This window comes from Alistipes sp. D31t1_170403_E11, from assembly GCF_015553985.1.
In the GTDB taxonomy this organism is placed as follows: domain Bacteria; phylum Bacteroidota; class Bacteroidia; order Bacteroidales; family Rikenellaceae; genus Alistipes; species Alistipes montrealensis.
Genome location: NZ_JADNHQ010000001.1, coordinates 505,974 through 530,914, shown reverse-complemented (window position 1 = coordinate 530,914; position 24,941 = coordinate 505,974). Strand labels below are relative to the sequence as shown.

At 57.9% G+C, this 24,941-nt stretch carries 16 protein-coding genes; 6 read left to right on the top strand and 10 right to left on the bottom strand.

All coding sequences use genetic code 11. The features are described 5' to 3' along the window. On the bottom strand, window positions 1–810 hold the full coding sequence (locus tag I2E69_RS02070; protein WP_195458486.1) for an N-acetylmuramic acid 6-phosphate etherase: 810 nt from the start codon (window positions 808–810) through the stop codon (window positions 1–3). Continuing rightward, window positions 800–1,621, bottom strand: coding sequence for an ATPase (locus tag I2E69_RS02065; protein ID WP_195458485.1), 822 nt, complete (start codon window positions 1,619–1,621; stop codon window positions 800–802). The genes I2E69_RS02070 and I2E69_RS02065 overlap by 11 nt, the downstream gene beginning before the upstream one ends. Window positions 1,622–1,831: 210 nt before the next feature. Between I2E69_RS02065 and I2E69_RS02060 the strand changes: the two genes are divergently transcribed. Together I2E69_RS02060 and I2E69_RS02055 are read left to right on the top strand one after the other, a co-directional pair. Then, complete coding sequence (locus tag I2E69_RS02060; RefSeq protein ID WP_195458484.1) at window positions 1,832–2,194, top strand: BlaI/MecI/CopY family transcriptional regulator; 363 nt, start codon at window positions 1,832–1,834, stop codon at window positions 2,192–2,194. A 4-nt stretch (window positions 2,195–2,198) separates the two neighbouring features. Next, window positions 2,199–4,151, top strand: coding sequence for a M56 family metallopeptidase (locus tag I2E69_RS02055; RefSeq protein ID WP_195458483.1), 1,953 nt, complete (start codon window positions 2,199–2,201; stop codon window positions 4,149–4,151). 90 nt (window positions 4,152–4,241) lie between these two features. Here I2E69_RS02055 and I2E69_RS02050 read toward each other — a convergent pair whose 3' ends face one another. Beyond that, the gene (locus tag I2E69_RS02050; protein ID WP_195458482.1) at window positions 4,242–6,077 is read right to left on the bottom strand and encodes a POTRA domain-containing protein; all 1,836 of its coding nucleotides are present in this window, start codon (window positions 6,075–6,077) and stop codon (window positions 4,242–4,244) included. Window positions 6,078–6,383: 306 nt separating this feature from the next. On the opposite strand from I2E69_RS02050, the gene I2E69_RS02045 reads away from it, so the two are divergent. Continuing rightward, the gene (locus I2E69_RS02045) at window positions 6,384–8,507 is read left to right on the top strand and encodes an LruC domain-containing protein (RefSeq protein ID WP_195458481.1); all 2,124 of its coding nucleotides are present in this window, start codon (window positions 6,384–6,386) and stop codon (window positions 8,505–8,507) included. Between the two features lie 286 nt (window positions 8,508–8,793). Here the strand turns inward: I2E69_RS02045 and I2E69_RS02040 are convergent, their stop codons facing one another. The 7 genes from I2E69_RS02040 to I2E69_RS02010 all read right to left on the bottom strand — a co-directional run bounded on the left by I2E69_RS02040 (window position 8,794) and on the right by I2E69_RS02010 (window position 20,596). Next, window positions 8,794–9,174 (bottom strand): TraR/DksA family transcriptional regulator, encoded by a 381-nt coding sequence (locus I2E69_RS02040; protein WP_009598700.1) that lies wholly within the window; start codon window positions 9,172–9,174, stop codon window positions 8,794–8,796. Between the two features lie 80 nt (window positions 9,175–9,254). Beyond that, on the bottom strand, window positions 9,255–12,650 hold the full coding sequence (gene ileS, locus I2E69_RS02035) for an isoleucine--tRNA ligase (RefSeq protein WP_195458480.1): 3,396 nt from the start codon (window positions 12,648–12,650) through the stop codon (window positions 9,255–9,257). Between the two features lie 229 nt (window positions 12,651–12,879). Continuing rightward, a complete protein-coding gene (locus I2E69_RS02030; protein WP_229095327.1) occupies window positions 12,880–14,724 on the bottom strand; it encodes an ATP-binding protein in 1,845 nt (614 codons plus the stop codon). 122 nt (window positions 14,725–14,846) lie between these two features. Then, window positions 14,847–15,413 (bottom strand): sugar O-acetyltransferase, encoded by a 567-nt coding sequence (locus I2E69_RS02025; protein ID WP_195458478.1) that lies wholly within the window; start codon window positions 15,411–15,413, stop codon window positions 14,847–14,849. 3 nt (window positions 15,414–15,416) lie between these two features. After that, entirely contained in the window at window positions 15,417–17,246 is a 1,830-nt protein-coding gene (locus I2E69_RS02020; protein WP_195458477.1) for an ABC transporter ATP-binding protein, read from the bottom strand. 133 nt (window positions 17,247–17,379) lie between these two features. Beyond that, window positions 17,380–17,844, bottom strand: coding sequence for a ribonuclease HI (gene rnhA / locus I2E69_RS02015; protein ID WP_195458476.1), 465 nt, complete (start codon window positions 17,842–17,844; stop codon window positions 17,380–17,382). Between the two features lie 124 nt (window positions 17,845–17,968). Beyond that, complete coding sequence (locus I2E69_RS02010) at window positions 17,969–20,596, bottom strand: valine--tRNA ligase (RefSeq protein ID WP_195458475.1); 2,628 nt, start codon at window positions 20,594–20,596, stop codon at window positions 17,969–17,971. 117 nt (window positions 20,597–20,713) lie between these two features. Here I2E69_RS02010 and lon point away from each other — a divergent pair, with 117 nt between their 5' ends. From lon to I2E69_RS01995, 3 genes are all read left to right on the top strand, one after another. Continuing rightward, window positions 20,714–23,143, top strand: a complete 2,430-nt coding sequence (gene lon / locus I2E69_RS02005; protein WP_195458474.1) for an endopeptidase La — start codon at window positions 20,714–20,716, stop codon at window positions 23,141–23,143. Between the two features lie 170 nt (window positions 23,144–23,313). Next, a complete protein-coding gene (gene kdsB / locus I2E69_RS02000) occupies window positions 23,314–24,069 on the top strand; it encodes a 3-deoxy-manno-octulosonate cytidylyltransferase (RefSeq protein WP_195458473.1) in 756 nt (251 codons plus the stop codon). Window positions 24,070–24,083: 14 nt separating this feature from the next. Then, window positions 24,084–24,923 carry a DUF5919 domain-containing protein gene (locus I2E69_RS01995; RefSeq protein ID WP_195458472.1) on the top strand — a complete coding sequence of 280 codons (840 nt, stop codon included), beginning with the start codon at window positions 24,084–24,086 and terminating at the stop codon, window positions 24,921–24,923. Window positions 24,924–24,941 lie beyond the last annotated feature (18 nt).

Sequence of the window (24,941 nt, the reverse complement as noted above, 5' to 3'; positions counted from 1 at the left end):
CTATTCCGTTACGTGTTCCAATGCCTGTTTCACCGAGCCCCAGCGGAGCAGCAGTTTCCGGGATTCGGCTTCGTCGAGCCCCGAAGCCTCAGCCACCATCCGCGTGCCGCGCGCCACGAGTTTGTCGTTCGTCAACTGCATGTTTACCATGCGGTTGCCCTCGACGCGCCCCAGGCGGATCATCACGGCTGTGGACAGCATGTTGAGCATCAACTTTTGGGCCGTTCCGGCCTTCATGCGGGTCGAACCGGTCACGAACTCCGGTCCTACGACCGCTTCGAGCGCATATTCCGCTTCGGCTGCTACGGGCGAAGCGGGGTTGCAGGTGACCGATCCCGTCAGCAGCCCGTGACGACGCGCTTCGCGCAGGCCGCCGATTACGTAGGGCGTCGTTCCCGATGCCGCAATGCCGATCAGCGTATCGTCGGCCGTGGGGCGGTAGGGCGCCATGTCGCGCCAGGCTCCTTCGGTGTCGTCCTCGGCATGTTCCACGGCCCGCCGCAGGGCTCCGTCGCCTCCGGCGATCAGCCCGATCACCAAATCGAACGGCACGCCGTAGGTCGGAGGCAGTTCCGAAGCGTCGGTGACGCCCAGCCGGCCGCTCGTCCCGGCGCCGATGTAAAATATCCGGCCGCCGCGCTGCATGCGTTCGACGATGCGTTCGACGAGTTGTTCCATGACGGGAATGGTTTGCCGCACGGCTTCGTGCACGCGGGCGTCCTCGCGATTGATACCCGTGAGGATGTCGTGTACCGACATCTGCTGCAGGTCGTCGTAAACCGAGGCCTGTTCCGTAATTCTATGTTCCATGATGGTATTTCAAAAGCCCTTCGGCGGGCGATTCTACGATGGTTTCCACGCGGTAACCCTCCGCTTCCAGCGCTTCGCGCAGCAACGCTTCGAAATGGGCCGCCACGCCGCCTACGAACGATACCGGGAGTCCTGCCGGATAACGGCTCAGGTTGCGGGCCGCAAAGTCGCGGAACGATGCGAGTACCATCTCCCGGATATCGGGACGGGTTATGTGTGCATATATAAAAGGTGCGAACGAGGCCAGGAAACGATTGGCGTAAGGTTCGCGGTAGACCCGGCGGATGATCTCCTCGTAACTCAGCCCGTGTGCCGCAAGGAACTCCTCTTTCAGGGGAATGTGCCCCTTGAAGATGCCGTTCACCAGGTTACGCCCCAATACGGCTCCGCCGCCTTCGTCGCCCAGCACGTAACCCAGCGGGGAGACGTGCTGCACGATCCGGTCGTCCCTGTACCAGCAGGAGTTGGACCCTGTGCCGAGGATGCAGGCGATGCCCTCCCCATGGCCCCAGAGCGCCCGTGCGGCGCCCAGCAGGTCCGATTCGATCGCAATGTCGTCCGTTTTGAAGTGTGCTTCCAACTCCCGGCGCAATTTCTCGCTGGCTTCCGGAAAGGTCGGGCCGCATCCCGCGCCGTAAAACCGCACGGCCGTCACGCCGTCGCATGGGGGCAGTTCCCCAAGGACTTCGCGTATTTGTTCGGCCGTGTGCTGCACGGCGTTGATTCCCCGCGTGCGCAGTTGCGCCGGGTGTGCGCCGTCGCCGGCTATCCACGAACATTTGGTCGATCCGCTGTCTGCTATGAGTACCATGATTCAAATATACGTATTAATCTTGAAAATCCGGAAAAAACAGATTAACTAAATTTTTTAGTTAAAAAACTATGTAAAATAGTTGTATGTGAATATTTTTTAGTTACCTTTGCTCATGTAAGACCTGGGTTACGGGGGTAATGGAAGGTTTCCGGGTTTCCGGGCCGGATATGCGCCCTTTCCCGATGACAAGATTAACGGTATGACGCTATGGAAAAACTGACACGCAGGGAAGAAGAACTGATGCGCTGCTTCTGGGAGCACGGACCGCTGTTCGTACGCGAACTGGTCGCTCTTTCGCCCGATCCCAAACCCCATTTCAACACCCTTTCGACGATGGTTCGCGCGCTCGAAACCAAAGGTTACGTCGGCCACAATTCGTTCGGCAGCACCTACCAGTACTACCCGGTGGTGAGCGAAGAGGAGTTTTCGCGTTCGACGCTCGGCAGCGTGATCAACCGTTATTTCGAAAATTCCTATCTCGGAGCCGTCTCGGCCTTGGTCGAGGAGGAGAAGATTTCGGTCCGTGAACTGCGCGAACTGATCGACCGTATCGAAAACCAAAACCGGTAAAGCCATGTACGACCTGATGATTTACAGCCTGAAAGTCGGCGTTTGCCTGGCTGTTTTCTACCTCTTTTTCAAGTTGCTGCTGAGCCGTGAGACATTCCACCGCTTCAACCGGATCGTGGTGTTGGGGGCAATGGTTCTTTCGTTCGTCCTGCCGCTGTGTGTGATTACGGTCTATCGCGAAATGCCCGTCCTCCCGGAACTCCCGGCAGAAGAAGGGGTTGTGGCTACAACCGTGGCGGAGCCGCTTCCCGAACCTTTTCCGTGGGAACTGCTGGCCGGGGCGGCATTCCTTGTCGGGGCCGCCGCAACATTGCTGTGGACGCTCTGTTCGCTCGTCGGGGTGCTGCGCCTGATCCGCAGCGGACGCCGTGAACGGCTGGAGGACAAGGCCGTGCTGGTGCGTACGGAACAGGCCGTAATGCCTTTCAGTTGGGGACGCTATATCGTGATGTCCGAAAAAGACCTGGCCGAGAACGGCGATGCGATCCTGCTCCACGAGCGGGCCCACCTGCGGCTGCGTCATTCGTTCGACCTGATCGTGACCGACGTTGCGGGCTGCCTGCAATGGTTCAACCCGGCGATGTGGCTGCTGCGCCGCGAACTGCGGGCCATCCACGAATACGAAGCCGACGAGGCCGTGCTCGACAGCGGCGTCGATGCCCGGAGTTATCAGTTGTTATTAATAAAGAAAGCTGCCGGCGGGAGGTGGTACTCAGTCGCCAACAGCTTCAATCACAGTAAACTTAAAAACCGTATTACCATGATGTTGTGCAAAAAATCGTCGCGGTGGGCCGGAGCCAAAGTACTCCTTCTCCTGCCGTTAATGGGCGTTGCCCTCGGGGCTTTCGCCCGAACCGCGTATGTCTTTCCGGAAGACAAAGGTAAAAAAGAAACCGTTACGGTCCGCGTTTCGGGGGTAAAATTTTCGGGCGACGGGAAACAGCCGTTGATTCTGGTCGACGGCCGGGAGGTGAAGACGCTCGACAGCCTCAATGCCGACCGTATCGAGTCGATTTCCGTGCTCAAGGATTCGACGGCTGTAGCGACTTACGGCGATAAAGGCAAAGACGGCGTGATTCTTGTAGAACTCAAAAAAACGGGCGAACCGGGCGGTGCGGTGCAGGCTGCGGGACTGAAGGGCAAAGTCGTGAAGATTACCCGGGTGGATACTGCCGGGACGGACAAGCCGGACGAAGTGCGGGTGATCGGTTACGGTACGAGGCCGAAAGGCGGAACGGTCGAACTGAATACCGACGGAATTGCGAAGTCGTATCAGTTTACGGTTAAAAGCAACTCGTCGCTGAAATCGAATCCGGCTTATATTGTCGACGGCGTGCAGGTTTATAAGATCGACTCGGTCGATCCGAATGAGATCGAAAATATCTCCGTACTTAAGGAGAACTCGATGCCTTCGAAATATGCGGACATGGGTTACGACGGCGTGATAACGATTACGACCAAACGTGCCGCCGATGCAAAGGAGATGTCTGTACGAACCGCGAATGCCGCCCTCTCTACCGGGACCGCCGGAATAGAAGCCGCCCGTGAGGGGCTGAAGCAAGCCCGCAAGTACATGGATTCGGACGCTTGGAAGCAGGCTCAGAAAGCTTTGGACCAGGCCCAGAAGGAACTCGAAGCGGCCCAAAAAGAGACAGCCTCGCAGTTGTCCGAAACGCGGAAAACCCTGGATGAAACCGCCGGGAGTGTCGAAAAGATAACCGTCCAGGGAAAACCGGAGAATTCGGTTTCGGTCACCACGGGCCGGGTAACGGTCAGCGGCGCTTTCCCCGAAGGCGCGCTGATCTACATCAACGGCAAGGAGGCCACGCAGGCCGATGTCGACGCTTTGAAGCCGGGCCGGATCAAGCGGATGACCGTCTATAAAGGCGATGAGGCCGTGAAACGTTACGGCGAAAAGGGGCGTAAGGGCGTAGTCGAGATTCGCGCCCGCAAATAGGAAAGGCTTATAACCAATACCATAAGCAAAATAAAAAGTTCACGAAAGGGGAGGGATCAAATTTTGATCCCTCCCCTTTTTTGTGCCTTTTTATTTGAATTCGACGATTTCGGGCCGCGTCGGGCGGTAGCGGTATTGTTCCATGCGCGTCGAGTTCGAGAGCCGGAAATACTCGCTCTCGACCAGCCCGCGTTTGCCGAAGGCCACGCCCAGGCGTATCTGGATGGTGTTGAACACCAACCGTTCGTTTCTGAGCCGCACGCCCAGTCCGAACGAGGTGAAGAAGTCGTTCTTGAAGATGTTGGGCGAGTAGCCGATCAGTCCGAAGTCGGCGAATCCGAAGACGGCGATGCGGAATCCCAACGGTTGATAGGGGGTGAATACCACCGTTTCGGTGTTGAGGATCATGCGGTTGGTTCCGATGATATACTCTTTGAGGGCCTGCAGTCCGTCGACGCGCGTGAAGCGGATGCTCTCGTCGCTGCCCGTCGAACGGTTCCAGCCCTGCGTGTAGTTGAAGGCGAGGAACTGGCGGATACGGCTGCGTTTGAACAGGAACAGGTTCGAGAACCACCTCAGGTCGATATCGATGGCGCTGCGCTGCCACATGCCGTTGTCGAGGTCGATGTAGCTTCCGAGCGTGAAGCCGCCCATGATGTACCCCAGTTTGCTGAATCCGCCCGTTTCATAACTTGTGCCGAGGTACAGGGCGTCGTTGAATTCGCCCCACGAATAGCCCGTCGTCAGTTCGGCTTTGTAACCCGCCGCGAGGTACTCGCGCGTACCGAATCCGTAGATCATGTTGGCCGTGTAGAATTTCTCGCGGTAGAGACCTCCGCTGACCAGCAGGGCGTCCTGGTCGTGCAGCGCGGGGTTGAAATCCGGAGCCACGAGCGGCCTGCGGCTGACGCGGCGGTAGTTGTAGCGTCCCGAGAGGTAAACGCTCGATTTGATCCTTCGCAGGTAATGCGAATAGCCGCCCCAGGCGTCGAGGTTGCGCTCCTTCACCAGCAGCGACGTGTCCTGCTCGATCATGTAACGCTTGGCCTTGATGTCGCTGTACGTAAGGCCGATTTCGTAGTCCGTGGGCTTGAGGAACTCCTTGCGCAGCCCCATGTTGAGCGTCGAGTTGTAAAAATCGCGCCCGGCGCCGAACTCTGCGGTGTAGAAGGTTCCGAGCAGGTTGGGGATTTCGTATTCGACCATGTTGCCGCCGTAGGAGAAGTCCTTGCGGCTGAAGTTGGTCATGAATTTGAGTTTGTTGCCCGAGCCGAAGATGTTGGCGTCCGAGAGGCCGACCATCGTGCGTCCTTCGGAGTGGATTCCTCCGTCGACGGAGATGGTCCAACTGTCGCGTGTGGTAATGTGGAGGTTTACACGCGTCGAGTCCAGCGAATCGGGGAGCACCGTCACGTCGATGTCGGCGATGTAGCCGCGTGAGCGGATCAACTGCTTGTTGCGCACGATGAGCTGCGGATTGAGCGTGTCGCCGGGACTGAACAGCAGGTCGCGCCGGATGACGCGGTCGCGCGTGAGCATGTGGGTCTTGTTGGCCGTGCGTTCGAGCCAGTTGCCGCCGGGTTCGAAGATCTGTTCCCGCTCAATGGTGATGTCGCCGATGGTTTTCCCGGTGTAGGGCTCCAGCAGGCGGCTTTCGTCGGTTACGCGACCGCTCATCGTCGTGTCGAGCACGGGCTTTACGAAGAGCATCCGGTAGAGCATGCGGGGTACGGCACGGCGGCTGGTTTTCGACTGGATACTGTCGTACAGGCGCTGGTTGCGTGCCGATGCGTCGGGATTCGCCACGCGCGCGCTGTCCGGCGTGAAGCGGTCGGGTGTATGCATACCGGGACCTGCTGTGCGGGCAAAAACAACGGTTTCCGTAACAGCCAGGATCAGAACGAATATGCAAAACCGAACGAACATTGTTCAAAGATAACGGATTTTTTTGGCAAAAAGTGCGGTCCAGAGGCCTAAATTGAGGATTCGGACCCCGGCAGCCGCATTTATTTCGTACCGTCGGCAGGTATAGATCGCGGATATGGCTCAGAATCGGAGTTTTCTGCCCCGGAATGCATTGCAACGGGGTATAAGTAAAATTGATGGCGCTATCGGTAAAAATATTTATCGGATGTGATCAGAAAAAGAGCGGAATTGACGAAATTATATTTACATTTGCCCGGTCGATATCGTATTATCGACGTGGCGTTATTTACTAAAAACTAATTATTTATGAGAGTTGCGTCTCTACTGTCGCTTTTAGCGGCCGCTTTTGTACAATTCGGCTGTGTGAAGGACAATTCGGTCGGCACAGGCCCGTCCGAAAAAGTAAATGGTCCTGTCTTCAATTTTGAGACTGTCTCGACTTCCAATCTGAACTTCAGCTACGATACGCCTGCGGGCTATGTCGTCGGTTTTGAGGTCTATGCTGAGAACCCCTTTGAAACCGATGGCGATGGCCAGGCAGTTCTGAAAAAGGGCGTTGAACCTATCGAAAAGGGCTTTACGGATTCCAAAGGCTCCTACAACCAACCGCTGGCGCTTCCTGCCTACGTGAAGGAAATTTATATTTACACGCCGTATGCCGGAGTCGATTCGCGGTTCCGGGTTGCCCGGGTGGAGAACGGCCGGATCTCGACTCCCGTCGCTGTCGGTATTTCCGGAACTGCTGCCACGGGTGCTGCTGCAAAAAAATCGACGCGGGCCGTATCCGTTCCGATGAATACGGTTCAGACCGCTTATTTCAAGCCCGAAGCGTATACGTCCCGGACCCTGACGCTGGGCAAGTGGCACATGAGTATCGACGGCGCTGTCACGACGCTTGCGAACGGTGAGCAGGTCAAGTTTTTCGGTCGGCCGGCCGATATGAGTTATGTCGACAAGTCACGGTTCGGGAGCGATGCCGCAGGCAAGGATGCACTGAAAATATCGGGCGATGTCATGAACGCCATTCGCACGGCCCTGCCCGGCGACGGTATGGGAATCGTCGACGATAAGTTCCTCTCTTCGGGCGACATCCATGTTTCGAAGGAGACCGAGTTGGACCTGATCTTTATCCAGAACTGGGGCGCTTACCACAATGTATTGGCCTATTACTGCTATGACACGGCCAACCCGCCGAAAAGCGTCGGTGACATCAAGTTCCAGACGATCGCAATCGCCAACGCTATCGAGCAGAAGTTTGAAATCGAGGTTTCGTATATGTACGACATCGGTTCGATGTATAAGGGCGAAGGCGTGAAACTGAAATATGTGGATGCCGACGGAGCGATGCACGATAAATTTCCGGCCGGTGTTTCGGTGGGCTGGGTGCTTTACCGCGACGGTTTCGACATGAGGAAAAATCTGGCTGTCGATCCCGAAACACAGAAACTCGTGCGTTATCCGGCTGCCGGTTACGGAGCGAACTATTCGACCCCGGGCCTTACGCAGTATCCGAATACGGCCGTGCTGAAAGTCGGCGATTTCGTAGTCATCGGTTTCGACGACGGAACGGGCGACAAAACCAAACGCGATTACCTCGACCTGGTGTTCAATGTGCAGGCATCCGTGCCGAGCGCCATCACGGATCCTGTTCCCGATGTCGATCCCGAAGATCCCCAGCCTGTAACCGTGACCAATCAGGGAGTGCTGCTCTTTGAGGACATCTGGCCCTTCCAGGGGGACTTCGACATGAACGACGTGGTGGTCAAATACGTTGCCGGGAAGACCAAAAATTCGAAGAACGAGATCGTCTCCGCCAAGGTCGACTTTACGATTTTCCATTCGGGCGCTTCGCTGAACAACACGTTTGCCTATGTCGACGACAACGTTGCAAATGCCGATGTGACCTTTACCGGCGGTACGGGCGCTCCCGCTCCGATGATCGACCGCACGAACAACATCGTCTATGTCGCCGACAAACTGCTGAATTATGCCAATAAGGCCGAAAAGGTGACCTTCACGGCCAACTATACCTACCGGACCCCGATTCCGGCAGCTTCCTACGTCGACGCTCCGTTCAATCCGTTTATCCTTGCCGGAGGCGAATCGGGCAAAGAGGTGCACCTCACCGAGTATAAGCCTTCGCCCGAAGTTAACATGGAGTGGTTCGAAAAGCGTACGCACGACCGGTCGAACCCGGAACTGGGCCTCTTCTACATCACGTTCGAGAACATTACGGCCAAAGAGGGGGAAGACCGCGGGATGCAGCTTCCGTGGGCCGTCAAGATCGCCTACGACAGTGTGGAGGCTATGGATGGCTTCCGGGTAACCCAGGAGTCGAAGCCCATCTACAAGCACTACCTCGGCTTTACCAAATGGGTGGAGTCCGAAGGCAGGGAGAATACCGACTGGTATCTTCATTATACCGAATAAGGCTTCGATGCCGTGATACCGGGACCGTCCCTGCAAAGGGCGGTCCTTTTTTTGTTTTGCCGCGATTCCGGCTGTTGCTCGCGCTGTGATCTTTTCCGCCCTTCATGGCCGCGTTGTCCTCTTTTATTGCCGCCTTTGCCTGCACATCCTTCCGCTGCTGTTATAACCGCCTTGTTTCTCCGCACTCTGTTTTCCCTCCCGTACGGCACAAAAAAAGACGGCCCGAAGGTCGTCTTTTCCACTTGCTGTCCGATTCGGAGGCCTCTAAGCCCCCTCTTCGTTCCGTTTATCTGCGGCCCTCTTTGGCCTCGATACATTCCGTTGCATGGGGAACCTTCATCAGGCGCTCCTTGGGAATGAGTTTTCCGGTCGTTTTGCAGATGCCGTAGGTTTTATTCTCGATGCGCACGAGCGCCATTTCGAGGTTGCGGATGAATTTCATCTGATGGGCAGCCAAACGACCGCTTTCCTCTTTGGAAAGGGTTGCAGCGCCTTCTTCCAGGACCTTGAACGTCGGGGACGTATCTTCCGTATCGTTGTCGGCCGTATGGGTAATCGTGGCGCGCAGCAGCTCGTAGTCCGCGCGTGCGTTCTCAAGCTTTTTCAGGATAAGCTGCTTGAACTCTTCGAGTTCGGCATCGCTGTATCTGGTTCTTTCGTCTGCCATAGTCGTCTACTCTCTTTAAGGTTTAAGTAAAATTAAGCAATATTTCCGAATATACCAAATTTTACTCTGTATAATCGGATTTATATCCGGGTCACCGCGATACGCAGCGGCTGGTCGTCCACATCGGTCTCGACGACCACCTCGCCTGCCGGTTCGGCGGCAGGGCGTACCTCCACGGCAAGGGTCTGCGAAGCGATGTAACCGGCGAATTTTGCGATTCCGTCGGCCACGACGGGCTTCTGTTCGATCTCGACGCGGATTTTGTCCGTGACCTCGAATCCGGAATCCTTGCGGATATTCTGGATGCGGTTTATCAACTCGCGTGCCACACCTTCCGCTTTCAGCTCCTCCGTGACGGTAATGTCGAGCGCTACGGTCAATTTTCCCTCCGATGCGACGAGCCATCCGGGCATGTCCTCCGAGGTGATCTCGAAATCGGCGGGCGTCACGGTGATCTGCGCAGTTCCGAGGTCGAGCACCGTTTCGGGCGCGGCCTCTATCTCGGCGATGCGCTCCTGCGAGAAGGTTGCGGTCAGGGCGGCGATCTGCTTCATGTACTGGCCGAAACGCGGCCCTAAGGTTTTGAAGTTGGGCTTGATGCGTTTGGTGATCAGCCCGGTCGTTTTTTCGATCAGTTCCACCTCCTTGACGTTCACTTCGCCCATGATGAGGTTCTTCACGGCCGAGATATGTTCTGCCGTCGAGGGGTCGAGCACCGGAATGATAATCTTGGTCAACGGCTGGCGCACCTTGATCGATACCTTGCGGCGCAGGGCCAATACCATCGACGATACTTTCTGTGCCAGCGACATCATGTCTTCGAGGCGTGCGTCGATCAGCTTCTCGTCGGCCTTCGGGAAGGTCGAGAGGTGTACCGATTCGTCCTTGTGGCGGCCGCTCACGGCGTTGAGGTCCGTGAAGATGCGGTCGGAGATGAACGGTGCGAACGGCGCTGCGAGCATCGTGACGGTCTCCAGGCAGGTGTAGAGGGTCTGGTAGGCCGCCAGTTTGTCTTCGGACATGCCGCCGCCCCAGAAACGTTTGCGGTTGAGCCGCACGTACCAGTTCGAGAGGTTCTCGCCCACAAACTCCTGGATGGCGCGGGCCGCCGGGGTCGGGTCGTAGCCTTCGAGCGATTCGGTCACCTCCTTCACCAGGGTGTTCAGCAGCGAAATGATCCAGCGGTCGATTTCAGGACGTTTCTCCATCGGAACCTCCGGTTCGCGGCCCGTGAAAGAGTCCACGTTGGCGTAGAGGGCGAAGAACGAGTAGGTGTTGTAGAGCGTTCCGAAGAACTTGCGGCGTACTTCGTCGACGCCGTCCTTGTCGAATTTCAGGTTGTCCCACGGCTGCGAATTGGAGATCATATACCAGCGCGTCGCATCGGCTCCGTAGGTGTCGAGCACTTCGAACGGATCGACGGCGTTGCCCAGGCGTTTCGACATCTTGTTGCCGTTCTTGTCGAGTACCAGACCGTTCGAAATGATGTTCTTGAAGGCCACCGAGTCGAACAGCATCGAGGCGATGGCGTGCAGCGTGAAGAACCATCCGCGCGTCTGGTCGACGCCCTCAGCGATGAAGTCGGCCGGATAAACCCGGTTGAATCCGGCTTTGTTCTCGAACGGATAGTGCACCTGCGCATAGGGCATGGCGCCCGAGTCGAACCATACGTCGATCAGGTCCGATTCGCGTTTCATCGGCTCGCCCTTCGAAGAGACGAGCACGATCGAATCCACATAGGGGCGGTGCAGGTCGATGTTCGCCGTCGAATAGTTCTCAGGCGACATGTCCCCGACCTTAAAATTCTTGTAGGGATTCTCCTTCATCACACCCGCGGCGATCGACTTTTCGATTTCGGCCATCAGTTCCTCCACCGAACCGATGCACTTCACCTCCGAGTAGTCCTCCGTGGCCCATACGGGCAGCGGAGTTCCCCAGAAACGCGAGCGCGAAAGGTTCCAGTCCACCAATCCTTCGAGCCACTTGCCGAAGCGGCCGGTTCCGGTCGATTCGGGTTTCCAGCGGATCGTCTTGTTCAGTTCGATCATCTTGTCGCGCAGCGCCGTGGTGCGGATGAACCACGAGTCGAGCGGGTAGTAGAGCACCGGTTTGTCCGTGCGCCAGCAGTGGGGGTAGGAGTGGGTGTGTTTCTCGATCTTGAAAGCCTTGTTCTCGGCTTTCAGCATCACCGAAATGTCGATGTCGAGCGTCGGATCGGTATCGCACAGCCTTTCGTCGTAAACGTTCTTCACGTAACGGCCTGCATACTCCCCGTATTTTTCGGTATCCACGTTCGTCTTCACGAACTCCGGGTCGAGGTCTTCGATCCGGAAGAATTTGCCCTGCTTGTCGACCATCGGCTGGTTCTTGCCGGCGCAGTCGACCATGAAGAGCGGTGCGATTCCTGCGACTTTGGCTACGCGGTCGTCGTCCGCACCGAACGTCGGAGCGATGTGCACGATACCCGTACCGTCCGAAGTGGTCACGTAGTCGCCGACGATAACGCGGAACGCGTCGCCCATGGGTTTCACCCACGGAATCAACTGCTCGTAGCGGATGCCTTCCAGTTCGGGGCCTTTCCATACGCCTTCCATGATCTCATAGGTTCCCTCCATCTTCTTGGTGAAGTAGGAACCCAGGAGTTCTTTGGCCAGGATGACGGTCTGCGGCTGGTCGGTATAGGGGTTGCGGCACTTGACCTTCACGTATTCGATGGCAGGGCCTACGGCCAGCGCCGTGTTCGACGGCAGGGTCCACGGCGTAGTGGTCCAGGCCAGGAAGTAGAGGTCGCCTTCGACTCCCGCGAAGAGTTTCTCGCTCTTGGCATCGCGCACTACCTTGAACTGCGACGTACACGTCGTGTCCTTCACGTCGCGGTAGCAGCCCGGCTGGTTCAGTTCGTGGGTCGAAAGTCCCGTTCCGGCGGCCGGCGAATAGGGCTGAATGGTGTAGCCCTTGTAGAGCAGGCCCTTGTCGAAGAGTTGCTTGAGCAGCCACCACAGCGTTTCGATGTATTTGTTGTCGTAGGTGATATACGGATCGTCCATGTTCACCCAGTAGCCCATCTTGCGCGTCAGGTTCTCCCAAGCGCCTGTGAACTCCATCACAGCCTCCCGGCACGTCCGGTTATATTCTTCGATGGTGATTTTCTTGCCGATGTCCTCCTTCGTGATGCCGAGCTTCTTCTCGACGCCCAGTTCCACGGGCAGCCCGTGGGTGTCCCAGCCCGCCTTGCGGTGCACGAGATAGCCCTGCTGCGTCTTGTAGCGGCAGAAAACGTCCTTGATCGTACGGGCCATGACGTGGTGGATGCCGGGCATGCCGTTTGCCGAGGGAGGACCCTCGTAGAATACGAACGTGGGGTGTCCCTCACGGGTCGTGATGCTTTTGTGGAACGTGTCGCGTGCGTCCCACTCGCCGAGCACATCGGCGGCTACGCCGGCCAGGTCGAGGCCTTTATACTCCTTGAACTTCATATCGGTAAGAAATTTCTTTGCTGTTTTATGACAATTTGCAAAGATATAAAAAAGATTTAAAAAATAGGTTTTTTAGCCCCGTTTTATAGAATGCCGGAACGGACGCCCGCTTATGGGGCGTCTGACCGCTGCCGCGCTTCCTGTCCGGCTTCGAGGTCCGATTGCCGTATTATGTGCGCAAACGGGCGCTTGTCCTGCTGCGGGCCTTGTTTCCGGTGTGGGGCGCGGATTATTCCCTGGCCGGGAGGTCGATCCAGAAGCAGGAACCTTCCCCTACGGCGGAATCGAGCCCGACGCAACCGCCGAGCTGTTCGGCGATCGACTTGCAGATCGAAAGCCCGAGTCCGGTCCCCTGGGTGAAAGTGTCGAGTTTGACAAAACGTTCGAAGATGCGTTCCTGATCTTTGGGGGCGATACCGATGCCCGTGTCGCGGACGTAGAAACGAACATCCCCGGAAAGGCGGCGGTATCCGATCGTCACCGAGCCTTTTTTTGTGAATTTTAACGCGTTGCGCACGAAGTTGCCGACGATCTGGCTGAGGCCGTGCCTGTGTTCCGTAACCAGGAGTTCCGGCAAACCTTCTTCCACCCGCAGTTCCACATCGGGATGGCACTGGCTGCGGAGCAGGTCGGCGATTTCCAGGCAGAAATCCCGCGCGTCGAATGTCATGCGCACGACATCCATGCGTTCCGATTCGATGCGTGCCAGGTCCAGCACATCGGAGATGATCTGCAACAGCAGGGTGTTGTTGCGCAGGATGATGTCGGCGTATTCCTTGCAGGTCTCTTCGTTGCGTTCGCTCGCCAGCAGTTCCGAGAACCCGATGATGGCGTTCAGCGGAGTGCGGATTTCGTGGCTCATGTTGGCCAGGAATGCCGATTTGAGATTGTTGGACTCCTCGGCGCGCACCTTCGCTTTGCGCAGTTCCTCTTCGGTGCGTTTGAGTTCGGTGATGTCGTAATTGACGCATGCCAGGTCGATTACGCCCTCTGCCGGACGGTAGTCGCGGCAGAGAACATGGACCATAAGCCAGCGCACCGGCTTGTTCGGGATGATAACGCGCACCTCTTCGGCGCACGACGAAATCTCCCCGCGCTCGAGCCGTTCGAGCAGTTGTTTCAGGTGTGCGCGGTCGTCGGGATGGACGTTGCGCCAGGTCCCGATGATTTGTGAAACGGGCGTGTCTGCGGGTTCTCCGTAGTTCACCACCCAGGGGCCTTTAACGTAGCCTTCGCCCGTGCAGGGGTTGTAGCTGACGCAGCCGACACGGGCGAAGTCCGAGACGATGTTGAACAGGTTTTCGAAATCTGCCAGCCGTTCGCGGCTTTGCGTGGCGTCGGTAATATCTTCAAGCAGGATGACCAGTTCGTCGTCGTCGCCGGGGGTGTTGTAGATCAAACAACGGCAGATACGTCCTCCGTCCGGGCTTTTCCAGGTGTAGTCCCAAAAGGCCCGGGAGGGAATCCGCATGAATGTCGGAAGGTGTTCGTAGGGGTCTGCTCCCGTTTCGCGGGCTGTTTTCCCGGCGTAATCCTGCGTACGGATGCCCAATATCTTGCCAGCCTGCTGGTTGATGTAGGAGATCAGATAATCGACCGCTTCGCCCTGTTTGTCGCGCAGAATGTTGACGCGCACGTAGCCGATGGGCAGGTGCTCGATCAGTTGTGCAAGGTGGCTGTAATTGCGTTGTATGGCCTTGTAGCTTTCGTTGATAGAGGCTGATTCCTCGTTTTCGGGCGTGCCGTCCGCGACGCTGCGCACGGTTCCGAAGGCGGTGCGGTCGCCGGTCCGCGGATCGTTGCGAACTTCGATGCATTTGGTCTGCACACATTTGCCTCCGTTCGCCGTGACGAATGTTTCGTCGAGCGTGTCGACGACCTTGAGTGCGGCGCAGCGGGTATAAATCCGCGCCCGGTGCTCCTCTCCGGGCAGCAAGTAAACGTCCTCGAACGATATGCGGGTGCGATCCGTGCCGAAGAGTTCTGCAGCCCGTCGGGAGCAGATCATCTCATGTCGGCTGAAATCGAGCAGCCACCATCCGATGCCGGAAGCATCGAGTGATTTTTGCAGCAATTCAGGCGGGATTTGTCGTTCAGTGTGCATGACGGAAAAGCCGAAATTTCGATGGTTATGCAAAAATAGCTAATTTCGGAAGAAAAAGAACTTTTCCCCGAATGATTTTACCGGACTTCGGGTTATTGGGTTTTGTCCTGCGGAGCCAGCGTGCGAATCACGCGTGCCGGGTTTCCCGCGGCCACCGAATCGGCGGGAATGTCGCGTGTGACGACGGCCCCGGCGCCGATAACCGAGCGGTCGCCGATCCTGACGCCCGGGCAGACGATCACCCCTCCGCCCAGCCAGCAGTCGTCGCCGATGGAGATTGGGCGGCCCGCTTCGAGGCCTGCACGGCGCTCCGCCGCGTCGAACGGATGCAGGGCCGTGAGCAACTGCACTTTGGGGCCGATCAGCGTGTGACGGCCGATGCGGATCGGAGCCAGGTCGAGGAACGTGCAGCCGAAGTTGATGAACGTATGTTCGCCGATCGAGATATTATTCCCGTAATCGCAGTAGAACGGTTCGCGGATGAAGCCTTCGCAGCCGGGGCATAACTCGCGCAGCGTGGCGCGGTAGGCCTCGTCGTGGCCGCATAGTTCGGCGTTCAGGCGGTGCATCAGGCGTGTGGCGTTGTCCCGGATGGCGGTGAGTTCCGCATCCCGGGGATCGAACCATTCGCCGCTGAGCATCTTTTCCCGTTCCGTCATTTCCTAATCGAAGGATTGCATTTCGATCAGTTTGGCATAGATGCCGTTGCGCTCCATCAGTTCGTTGTGCGTGCCGCATTCGGCGACACGCCCGTGGTCCACGACGACGATCAGGTCGGCATTGTGAATGGTCGACAACCGGTGGGCGATGACCACCGACGTACGGCCTTTGAGCAGGTTGTTGAGGGCGTCCTGCACGAGCTTTTCGCTCTCGGTGTCGAGTGCCGAGGTGGCTTCGTCGAGAATCAGGATGTCGGGATTCTTGAGCACTGCGCGGGCGATCGAAAGCCGCTGGCGCTGGCCGCCGGAGAGTTTTACGCCCCGGTCGCCGATGTTGGTGTCGTAACCCGAGGTGCATTCGCGGATGAAGCAGTCGGCGTTGGCTACCTTCGCCGCCTCGACGATCTCTTCGTGCGTCGCGCCGCGCTTGCCCATTCCGATGTTGCCTTCGATCGTGTCGTTGAAAAGTACGGTATCCTGCGCCACGACGCTCATGTGCGCGCGTACGCTCTCCTGGGTGTAGTCGCGCAGCGAAACGCCGTCGATCAGGATTTCACCCGCCGTAGGGTCGTAGAAACGGGGCAGCAATTCGCTCAGGGTCGACTTGCCGCCGCCCGAGGGACCTACCAGCGCTACGGTCTGCCCGCGGCGTATTTCGAACGAAATGCCGTCGATCACTTCGCGCTGCCCGTCGTAGGAGAAGTGCACGTCGCGGAACTCGATCTTCTCTTTCAGTCCCGTAAGTTCTTTTGCGTCGGGGCTGTCCTGGATTTCGGGTTTCGTGTCGATGATCGTGAAGATACGCTCGCCGGCGGCAATACCCTGGTTGATGTTGGCGAACTGGTCGATAAAGGTGCGCACGGGGCGCGTGATCTGCGAGAAGATGGCCACAAAGGCGATGAATCCGCCGGGGTCGAGCGAGCCTTTGGCTACAAGCGAGCCTCCGAAGACGAGGATCACGCCCACGGCCGTGATGCCGAGGAATTCGCTCATGGGCGAGGCCAACTGCTGCCGGCGGGCCATCGAAAGCGTGAGGCGCGCCAGGTCGGCGCTGATGGCGTAGTATTTCTGTTTGATATATTCCGTGGCGTTGTAACTCTTGATGACCTTGATGCCCGATAGCGATTCGTCGAGCGTCGACACCATCTCGCCCATGCGCTGCTGGTTGGTGCGGGCCGGGTGGCGGAGTTTCTTTACGATGCTGCCGATCAGCAGGGCTACCACCGGGAGGAACAGGATCGAGAAGATCGCCAGTTCCCACGAAATGGCCAGCATCATCGCGATGTAGCCGATGATCAGAAACGGCTCGCGGAAGGATACCTGGAGGGTATTGGTGATGCAGAACTGCACCACGCCCACGTCGGAGGTGATCTTCGAGATGACATCGCCCTTGCGCTGGTCGCTGAAGTAACCTACGTTCATGTCCATCACGCGCGAGAACATGTCGTTGCGCATGCGCTGGAGGGTCCGGGTGCGCATGTTCTCCATGGTCCAGGCGCCCAGGTAGCGGAACAGATTGCTCATCAGGCTGATGCAGATGGCTACAACGGCCAGCAATACCAGGACGTTCTGGCGGTCGTACTCTTCGAAGATGTGCGAATAGGTGAAGTTGAAGAGCGTGGCGAGGTAATCCTGGTTGAACTCTACGGGCGGCAGCGTCTCCACGTATTCGAAGGAGTAGCTGGCGTCGAACATGGTGTTCAGGATCGGGATGATCAGCATGAACGTCAGCGAGTTGAACAACGCGTAAAACAGCGAGTAGAAGAAGTAGGGGATCGCGTATTTTCGGATCGGCCGGGCGAAACCCAACAGCCGCATGTATATCTTGAACATTCGGAGCGTATGGTTTTAGTTACGCAATAAACGGTGTAAAGATAGAAATAATAACCCGAAAAGCGAAAAAAGTGCGAAAATTCGTCGAACTATGGCTCCCTATGCGCCAAAAAAAGAGCGGAGATTTTGCCGTCTACCGCTCTGCGGGGTCGTAACCCGTATCTTCCAGCCAGTGTGCCTTGTCGTTGGCCGCCGCAACGGCCAGAAAGTCGCAGCGGTTGTTCTCCACCGTCTCGGCGTGTCCCTTGACCCAGACGAAGCGGACGTTGTGGCGGTTGTATGCGCGCAGGAAGCGCATCCAGAGATCGGGATTTTTCTTGCCCGCGAATCCTTTGCGGACCCATCCGAAGACCCATCCCTTCGTGACGGCGTCGACGACGTATTTCGAGTCGGAGTAAACCACCACGTCCGAACCCTCGAACTTGAGCGTTTCGAGAGCGACGCACACGGCCATCAGTTCCATGCGGTTGTTGGTCGTCAGGCGGAATCCCTGCGACAACTCCTTGCGGTGCTGCCCCGAGAGAAGCACCGCGCCATAACCGCCCGGACCGGGGTTTCCGAGGGCCGAACCGTCGGTGTAAATTGTAATTGCTGGCAAATCGTGTCGTGCGATAAGTCCGTTCTGCTGTTTCCGGACGTTGATAATTTACGGCATACCGCCGTGTTTGCAGGCCAGGTCCACTCCCCGGCCCCGCCGAGGCGGGGCCGGGGAGGCCGGATTTTTAGTTAAGTGCTTTCAGTTGCTCGCGGATGGCCGTGATTTTGGCTTCGGCGTCGGCCTGTTTGGCGCGCTCGTTGTCGACTACCTTTTCAGGCGCCGAGGCGACGAACCGTTCGTTCGATAGTTTCTTCATCACCGAGGCGAGGAATCCCTCCTGATAGCTGAGTTCCGCCGTCAGTTTCTCGATTTCAGCCTCCACGTCGATTTTGCCCGCCATCGGCACGAAATACTGCGTCGTCTTGACGATGAACGCCGCATCGGCCGGATCTTTCTCCGCGACGGTCTCGATGGCCGTGAGATTGGCCATTTTCTCCAATACGGGGGCGAATTCGGCGGGGTAGTTCTCGTCGGCGATGACCCGGAGCGTCAGCGCCTCCTTCTGCGGCAGGTTCTTCTGGTTGCGGACGTTGCGCACCGAGGTGATAACTTCCTTCGCCAGTTCGAAGCGCGCCAGCATCGCGGCGTCTTCGGCCGCGGGTCGGGGCATCTGCGCCACGCAGATCGAGTCGCCTTCGGCCCGCGGTGCGAGGTCCTGCCAGATCTCTTCCGTGACGAACGGCATGAAGGGGTGCAGTACGCGCATCAGGGCGTCGAACCAGCCTTTCGTCGCTTCCATCGTCCCGGCGTCGATCGGCTGCCCGTAGGCGGGCTTCACCATTTCGAGGTACAGGCCGCTGAAGTCGTCCCAGAACAGCCGGTAGGCCTCCTTGAAGGCTTCCGAGATGCGGTAGGTCTTGAAATCGTCGGCGATCTGCCGGAGCGAGCGGCCCAACGCCTGCTCGAACCACTCGACGGCAAGGCGGTTGTTCTCGCTCTGTGCCGCCGCGGCGTCCACCGTCCAGCCGTTTACGAGGCGGTAGGCGTTCCATATCTTGTTGCCGAAGTTGCGGCCCTGTTCGCACAACGCTTCGTCGAACATCACGTCGTTGCCGGCCGACGAGGAGATCAGCATGGCCATACGCACGCCGTCGGCGCCGTATTGGGCGATCAGGTCCAGCGGGTCGGGCGAGTTGCCCAACTGCTTCGACATCTTGCGGCCGATCTTGTCGCGCACGATACCCGTGAAGTAGACGTTCGAGAAGGGCTTTTCGTGGCGGTACTCGTAACCGGTTATGATCATGCGGGCCACCCAGAAGAAGATGATGTCGGGGGCCGTTACCAGGTCGTTGGTGGGGTAGTAATAATTGATCTCTTCGTTGTCCGGGAAGCGGATGCCGTCGAATACCGAGATCGGCCACAGCCACGACGAGAACCACGTGTCCAATACGTCTTCGTCCTGCCTCAGATCGCTCAGTTGCAGCGATGCGTCGCCGCTTTTCGCGCGGGCCTTCTCCAGTGCCTCCTCGGCCGTCAGGGCGACCACGAAGCCGCCTTTCGGGAGGTAGTAGGCCGGAATGCGCTGGCCCCACCACAACTGGCGCGAAATGCACCAATCCTTGATGTTCTCCATCCAGTAGCGGTAGGTGTTCTTGTATTTCTCGGGCACGAACCGGATCGCGTCCTCCATCACGGCCTTTGTCGCGGGCTGTGCCAGTTCCTGCATCGAGAGGAACCACTGCATCGAGAGTTTGGGCTCGATGGCTACGCCCGTGCGCTCCGAATAACCCACGTTGTTGGTGTAGTCTTCGGTCTTCTCCAGCAGGCCCGCTGCCGCGAGGTCCTTTTCGATCTGCCTGCGCACGTCGAAACGGTCCTGTCCCACGTAGAGGCCCACCTTGTCGTTGATCGTGCCGTTGTCGTTGAAAATATCGATGGTTTCGAGTCTGTATTTCTCGCCCAGCATGTAGTCGTTCACGTCGTGCGCCGGGGTCACCTTCAGCGCTCCCGTTCCGAACTCGATGTCCACGTATTCGTCTCGGATCACCGGGATCGAGCGGCCTACCAGCGGCACGATGACGCGGGCGTCCTTCGCCAGCCATGCGTAACGTTCGTCGTTGGGGTTGACGCACAACGCCGTGTCGCCCAGGATCGTCTCTGGACGGGTCGTCGCGACGATGATCGCCTTGTCGGTTCCTTCGACCAGGTAACGCAGGTAGTAGAGTTTGCCGTGCGACTCCTTGAAAACCACCTCTTCGTCCGAAAGCGCCGTCTGCGCTGCGGGGTCCCAGTTGACCATCCTCACGCCGCGGTAGATTTTGCCTTTTTCGTAGAGGTCGCAGAAGACGCGCAGGACGCTCTCCGTGCGGGGTTCGTCCATCGTGAAGCACGTGCGGTCCCAGTCGCACGATGCGCCCAGTTTGCGCAGCTGCTTGAGGATCACGCCGCCGTATTTCTCCTTCCATTCCCAGGCGTATTCGAGGAATTTCTCCCGCGTGAGCGACGTTTTCTCGATGCCTTTTTCGCGCAGCATCGCTACGACTTTGGCCTCCGTGGCGATCGACGCGTGGTCCATGCCCGGAACCCAGCAGGCGTTCTTTCCCGACATGCGGGCGCGGCGGACGAGCACGTCCTGCAGCGTGTTGTTGAGCATGTGGCCCATGTGGAGCATGCCCGTCACATTGGGGGGCGGGATGACGATCGTGTAAGGTTCGCGCTGGTCGGGTTCCGAGTGGAAAATCCCCCGGTCGATCCAGAAGTCGTACCATTTGGATTCGATCTGCTGCGGTGCGTATTTGTCTGCGATTTGCATGGCGCTTTCAGTTTAACTTTGTTTTATAGGGATGCAAAGTTATTAACATTCTGTCAAAGATAAAATAAAATTTCTAAAAAATCGTTATCTTTGCAACATTATATATCTGTATATCCTATGAGTAAAAAAGATAAGATCGAAACCATCGAAGTAGACGACGTGAATCTCCTCCCCGAACTGCTCGACGGCAATCACCGCGTGATCCCTATCGTGACCGGCGGCGACGAGCCTGTGGAGGAGGTCGAAGTTCCCGAAATTATACCCATCCTTACGCTGCGTTCGTCGGTGCTTTTCCCCGGCGCTATCACCCCCATTACGGTGGGGCGCGACAAGAGCATCAACCTCGTGCGCGCCGTCAATGCCGAAGGCGGCATCCTGGGCGCTGTGCTGCAGCGCGAAAGCGATGTCGAAGACCCTGCGCCGGACGATATGTACAAGGTCGGAACCGCTGCGCGTATCATCAAGATCCTGGAGATGCCCAACGGCAACCTCACGGTGATCCTGAACGGTTTGGAGAAGGTCGAGATCACGGAATACATCACCACCGAGCCCTATTTCAAGGCCCGGGTGACCGCTCTGCGCGATTCGACCCCCGACCTGAAGAGCATCGAGTTCGAGGCGCTCGTGGACTCGATCCGCGACGTGGCGCTGAACATCATCAACGTTTCGCCGTCGATGCCTAAGGAGGCGGCTTTCGCCATTAAGAACATCGACTCGAAGCGCGGCATCATCAATTTCATCTGCTCCAACATGGAGCTCACAGATGAGGACCGCCAGTCGCTGCTGGAGGCTCCCGGCCTGCTGGCCCGTGCCCGCAAGTTGCTCGAAATCCTGATCCGCGAGCAGCAGTTGGCCGAACTGAAAAACCAGATTCAGGAGCGCGTCAAACAGGAGATCGACAAGCAGCAGCGCGACTACTACCTGCAACAGCAGATGCGCACGATCCAGGACGAACTGGGCGACGGCGCCGATGCCGACATCGAGAAGATGCGCGAGCAGGCGTCCAAGAAGAACTGGCCCGAGGAGGTTGGCGAAACCTTCGAGAAGGAGTTGCAGAAGGTCGAGCGGCTGAACCCCGCCGTAGCCGAATATTCGGTGCAGATGACCTACCTCAATCTGCTGCTGGAGCTTCCGTGGAACGAGGTGACGAAGGATAACCTCGACCTCAAGTGCGCCCGCGAACAACTCGACCACGACCATTTCGGTCTGGAAGAGGTGAAGGAGCGTTTGCTGGAGCACCTGGCCGTCATCAAACTCAAGGGCGACCTCAAATCCCCGATCCTCTGCCTCTACGGCCCTCCGGGAGTGGGTAAGACCTCGCTCGGCAAGTCGGTCGCTGCGGCGCTGGGCCGCAAGTTCGGCCGCATCTCGCTGGGCGGCCTGCACGACGAGTCGGAGATTCGCGGACACCGCCGCACCTACATCGGCGCCATGCCGGGCCGGATTATCCAGACCATCAAACGCTGCGGTTCGTCGAACCCCGTCATCATCCTCGACGAGGTCGACAAGGTGACCGTTTCGAACCACGGTGATCCGTCGAGTGCCCTGCTGGAGGTTCTCGACCCGGAACAGAACACCACTTTCCACGACAACTACCTCGACATGGAGTACGACCTGTCGAAGGTGCTGTTCATCGCTACGGCCAACAACATCGCCAACATCGCCCCGGCGCTGCGCGACCGTATGGAGATGATCAACATCGCCGGTTACCTCGTGGAGGAGAAGATACGCATCGCCCTGGACCACCTGCTGCCCAAGCAGCGCGAGGCCCACGGCATCAAGGAACAGGAGATGACCATGACCCCGGAGGTCGTTGAAAACGTCATCGCCTGCTACACGCGTGAAGCCGGCGTGCGTTCGCTGGACAAGAACCTGGCGAAGATCGCCCGTGCCCGCGCCAAGCAGATCGCCTTCGACGAGGCTTTCGCTCCCGAAATTTCGCTGAAAGATATCGAGAAAATCCTCGGCATGCCCAAATTCCTCCGGGAGGAGTACGAAGTGGGCGGCATGACGGGCGTCGTGACGGGTCTTGCATGGACCGAGGTCGGCGGCGACATTCTCTACATCGAGTCGGTGCTGACGCCCGGCAAGGGCAAGGTGAGCCTTACGGGCAACCTGGGCGACGTGATGAAGGAGTCGGCCACCATCGCCCACGAATGGACGATGGCCCACTACAAGGAACTGGGTATCGACCCCGCGATGTTCGAGAAGAACGATATCAACATCCACGTTCCCGAAGGCGCGATCCCGAAGGACGGTCCCTCGGCCGGTATCACGATGGTCACCTCGATCGTGTCGAGCTACACGGGCCGCAGAGTCAGGGAGCGCATCGCCATGACGGGCGAGACGACCCTCCGCGGCCGGGTGATGCCCGTGGGCGGCGTGAAGGAGAAGATCCTGGCCGCCAAGCGTGCCGGCATCACGGAACTGATCCTTTCGGAGGAGAACCGCAAGGACATCGCCGAGATCAAACCCGAGTATATCGCGGGCCTCACGTTCCACTACGTGAAGACCAACGAAGAGGTGCTGAAACTGGCTCTGGTGTAGTTTTTTCGTGACGGCGGCGAACTTCGGCGTTTCCCTCGCCGGTTTGGGCAGCCGCATGCCGCGTGTATGCTCTTGCCTCGCCGGCTTCCCGAAACCGCGGATTTTATCCGCCCTGACAAAAAAACGAGGCCGGCGGCGGTTATTTGGATTAAAAAAGGTATTTTTATACAATGAAATGCATTGCAATTATTCCCGCCCGCTATGCGGCGACGCGTTTTCCGGCTAAACTGCTGGCCCGGCTGGGCGGCAAGCCCGTCATTGAGCGGGTCTACGAGCAGGTCGCGGGCGTGTTGGACGACGTTGTGGTCGCCACCGACGACCGGCGAATCTACGATGCCGTGAAGGCTTTCGGCGGAAAGGTCGAAATGACCTCCCCGGACCATAAAAGCGGTACTGACCGTTGCTGGGAGGCTTACTGCAAGCAGGGTGTCGAGTACGACGTGATCTTCAACGTGCAGGGCGACGAGCCCTTTATCCAGCCTTCGCAGCTGGAGACCGTGAAGCGCTGCTTCGACGATGCGTCGACCGACATCGCCACGCTCGTGAAGCCTTTTTCGGAGGCCGACGGACTCGAAGCGCTGGAAAACCCCAATTCCCCGAAAGTGGTCCTCGACGCGCAGTCGAGGGCCATCTATTTTTCCCGTTCGGTGATTCCCTACCTCAAGGGCGTGCCGCGCGAAGAGTGGTTGTCGCGCCATACGTACTACAAGCATATCGGCCTCTACGCTTTCCGCGCGGAGGTGATGCGGGCTGTCACGGCACTGCCGCAGTCGGCGCTCGAAAAAGCCGAGTCGCTGGAACAACTGCGCTGGCTGGAGAACGGCTATAAGATCGGCGTGGGTATTTCGGAGGTCGAGACGATCGGGATCGATACCCCCGAAGACCTCGAACGGGCCGAAGCGTTTTTGTTGAAAAACCGGAAATAGCAAATCGGCGGGGTATGAACAGGACTATAAATATCATCGGAATCCTGGCGGGTGTCATATTTATATTGTTCGCAAACCTTTCATTTGTCAACGAGTTTGTCAGCAGCCTGCTGATGGCGTTGGGCACAGGCCTTTTCGCGGCCTGCTTCGTCAATATCATCCTGCAGGTATGCAAGGAGAAGGAGCCGGAAGAACCCATGAAACTGCTGACGAACGAACGGATCGACCTGACTAAATTCTACCGGAAGAGCCGCTCCCAGGTCCGCCACCATCACGACCTGCTGTCGATTGCCGTCGCCGGGGCGCTCAAGGATATTTCTAAAGACGATCACCTGTTGGACCGCATCCTGCGTGACCGGCTGAAGGTCCGGCTGCTGTTCCTCAATCCCCTTTCCGGTTTTGTCCGCCAGCGGGCCGCCGAGGACCAGATGACGGTCGCGGACGTGTATAAAGAGTTGTCCGCCTCCATCGCCCTGGCTGTGGAGATCGGCGGGAAACTCAAGGCCCGTTACGCCGAACTCAAGAAAAGTAAACTGCTGAACGAAGCGGACGAAGGCAGTTTCGAGGTGCGGCTGTACGACGGCTGCCCTTACCTGACCATCTTCCGGGCCGACGACGAAATCGTCTGGGGGCTGTATACCGCCGAGAAACGGGGCGTCAATTCCGCCGCTTTCAGGTCGAAAAAGGGCGATAGCGCGCTGTCCGGCCAGTTGGAAGGCCATTTCAATGTCATCTGGGAGCGGTCGAGGTCCGCATGTATCGTCAGGTATCTCGAGCAGAACGCCCCCGTGGTATTCGACGGGTTCGTCGAACACCTGAATGCCGAAATTGCCCGGCTTTCGTCGCAAAATTAATGTTTAAGGTAAATTGAA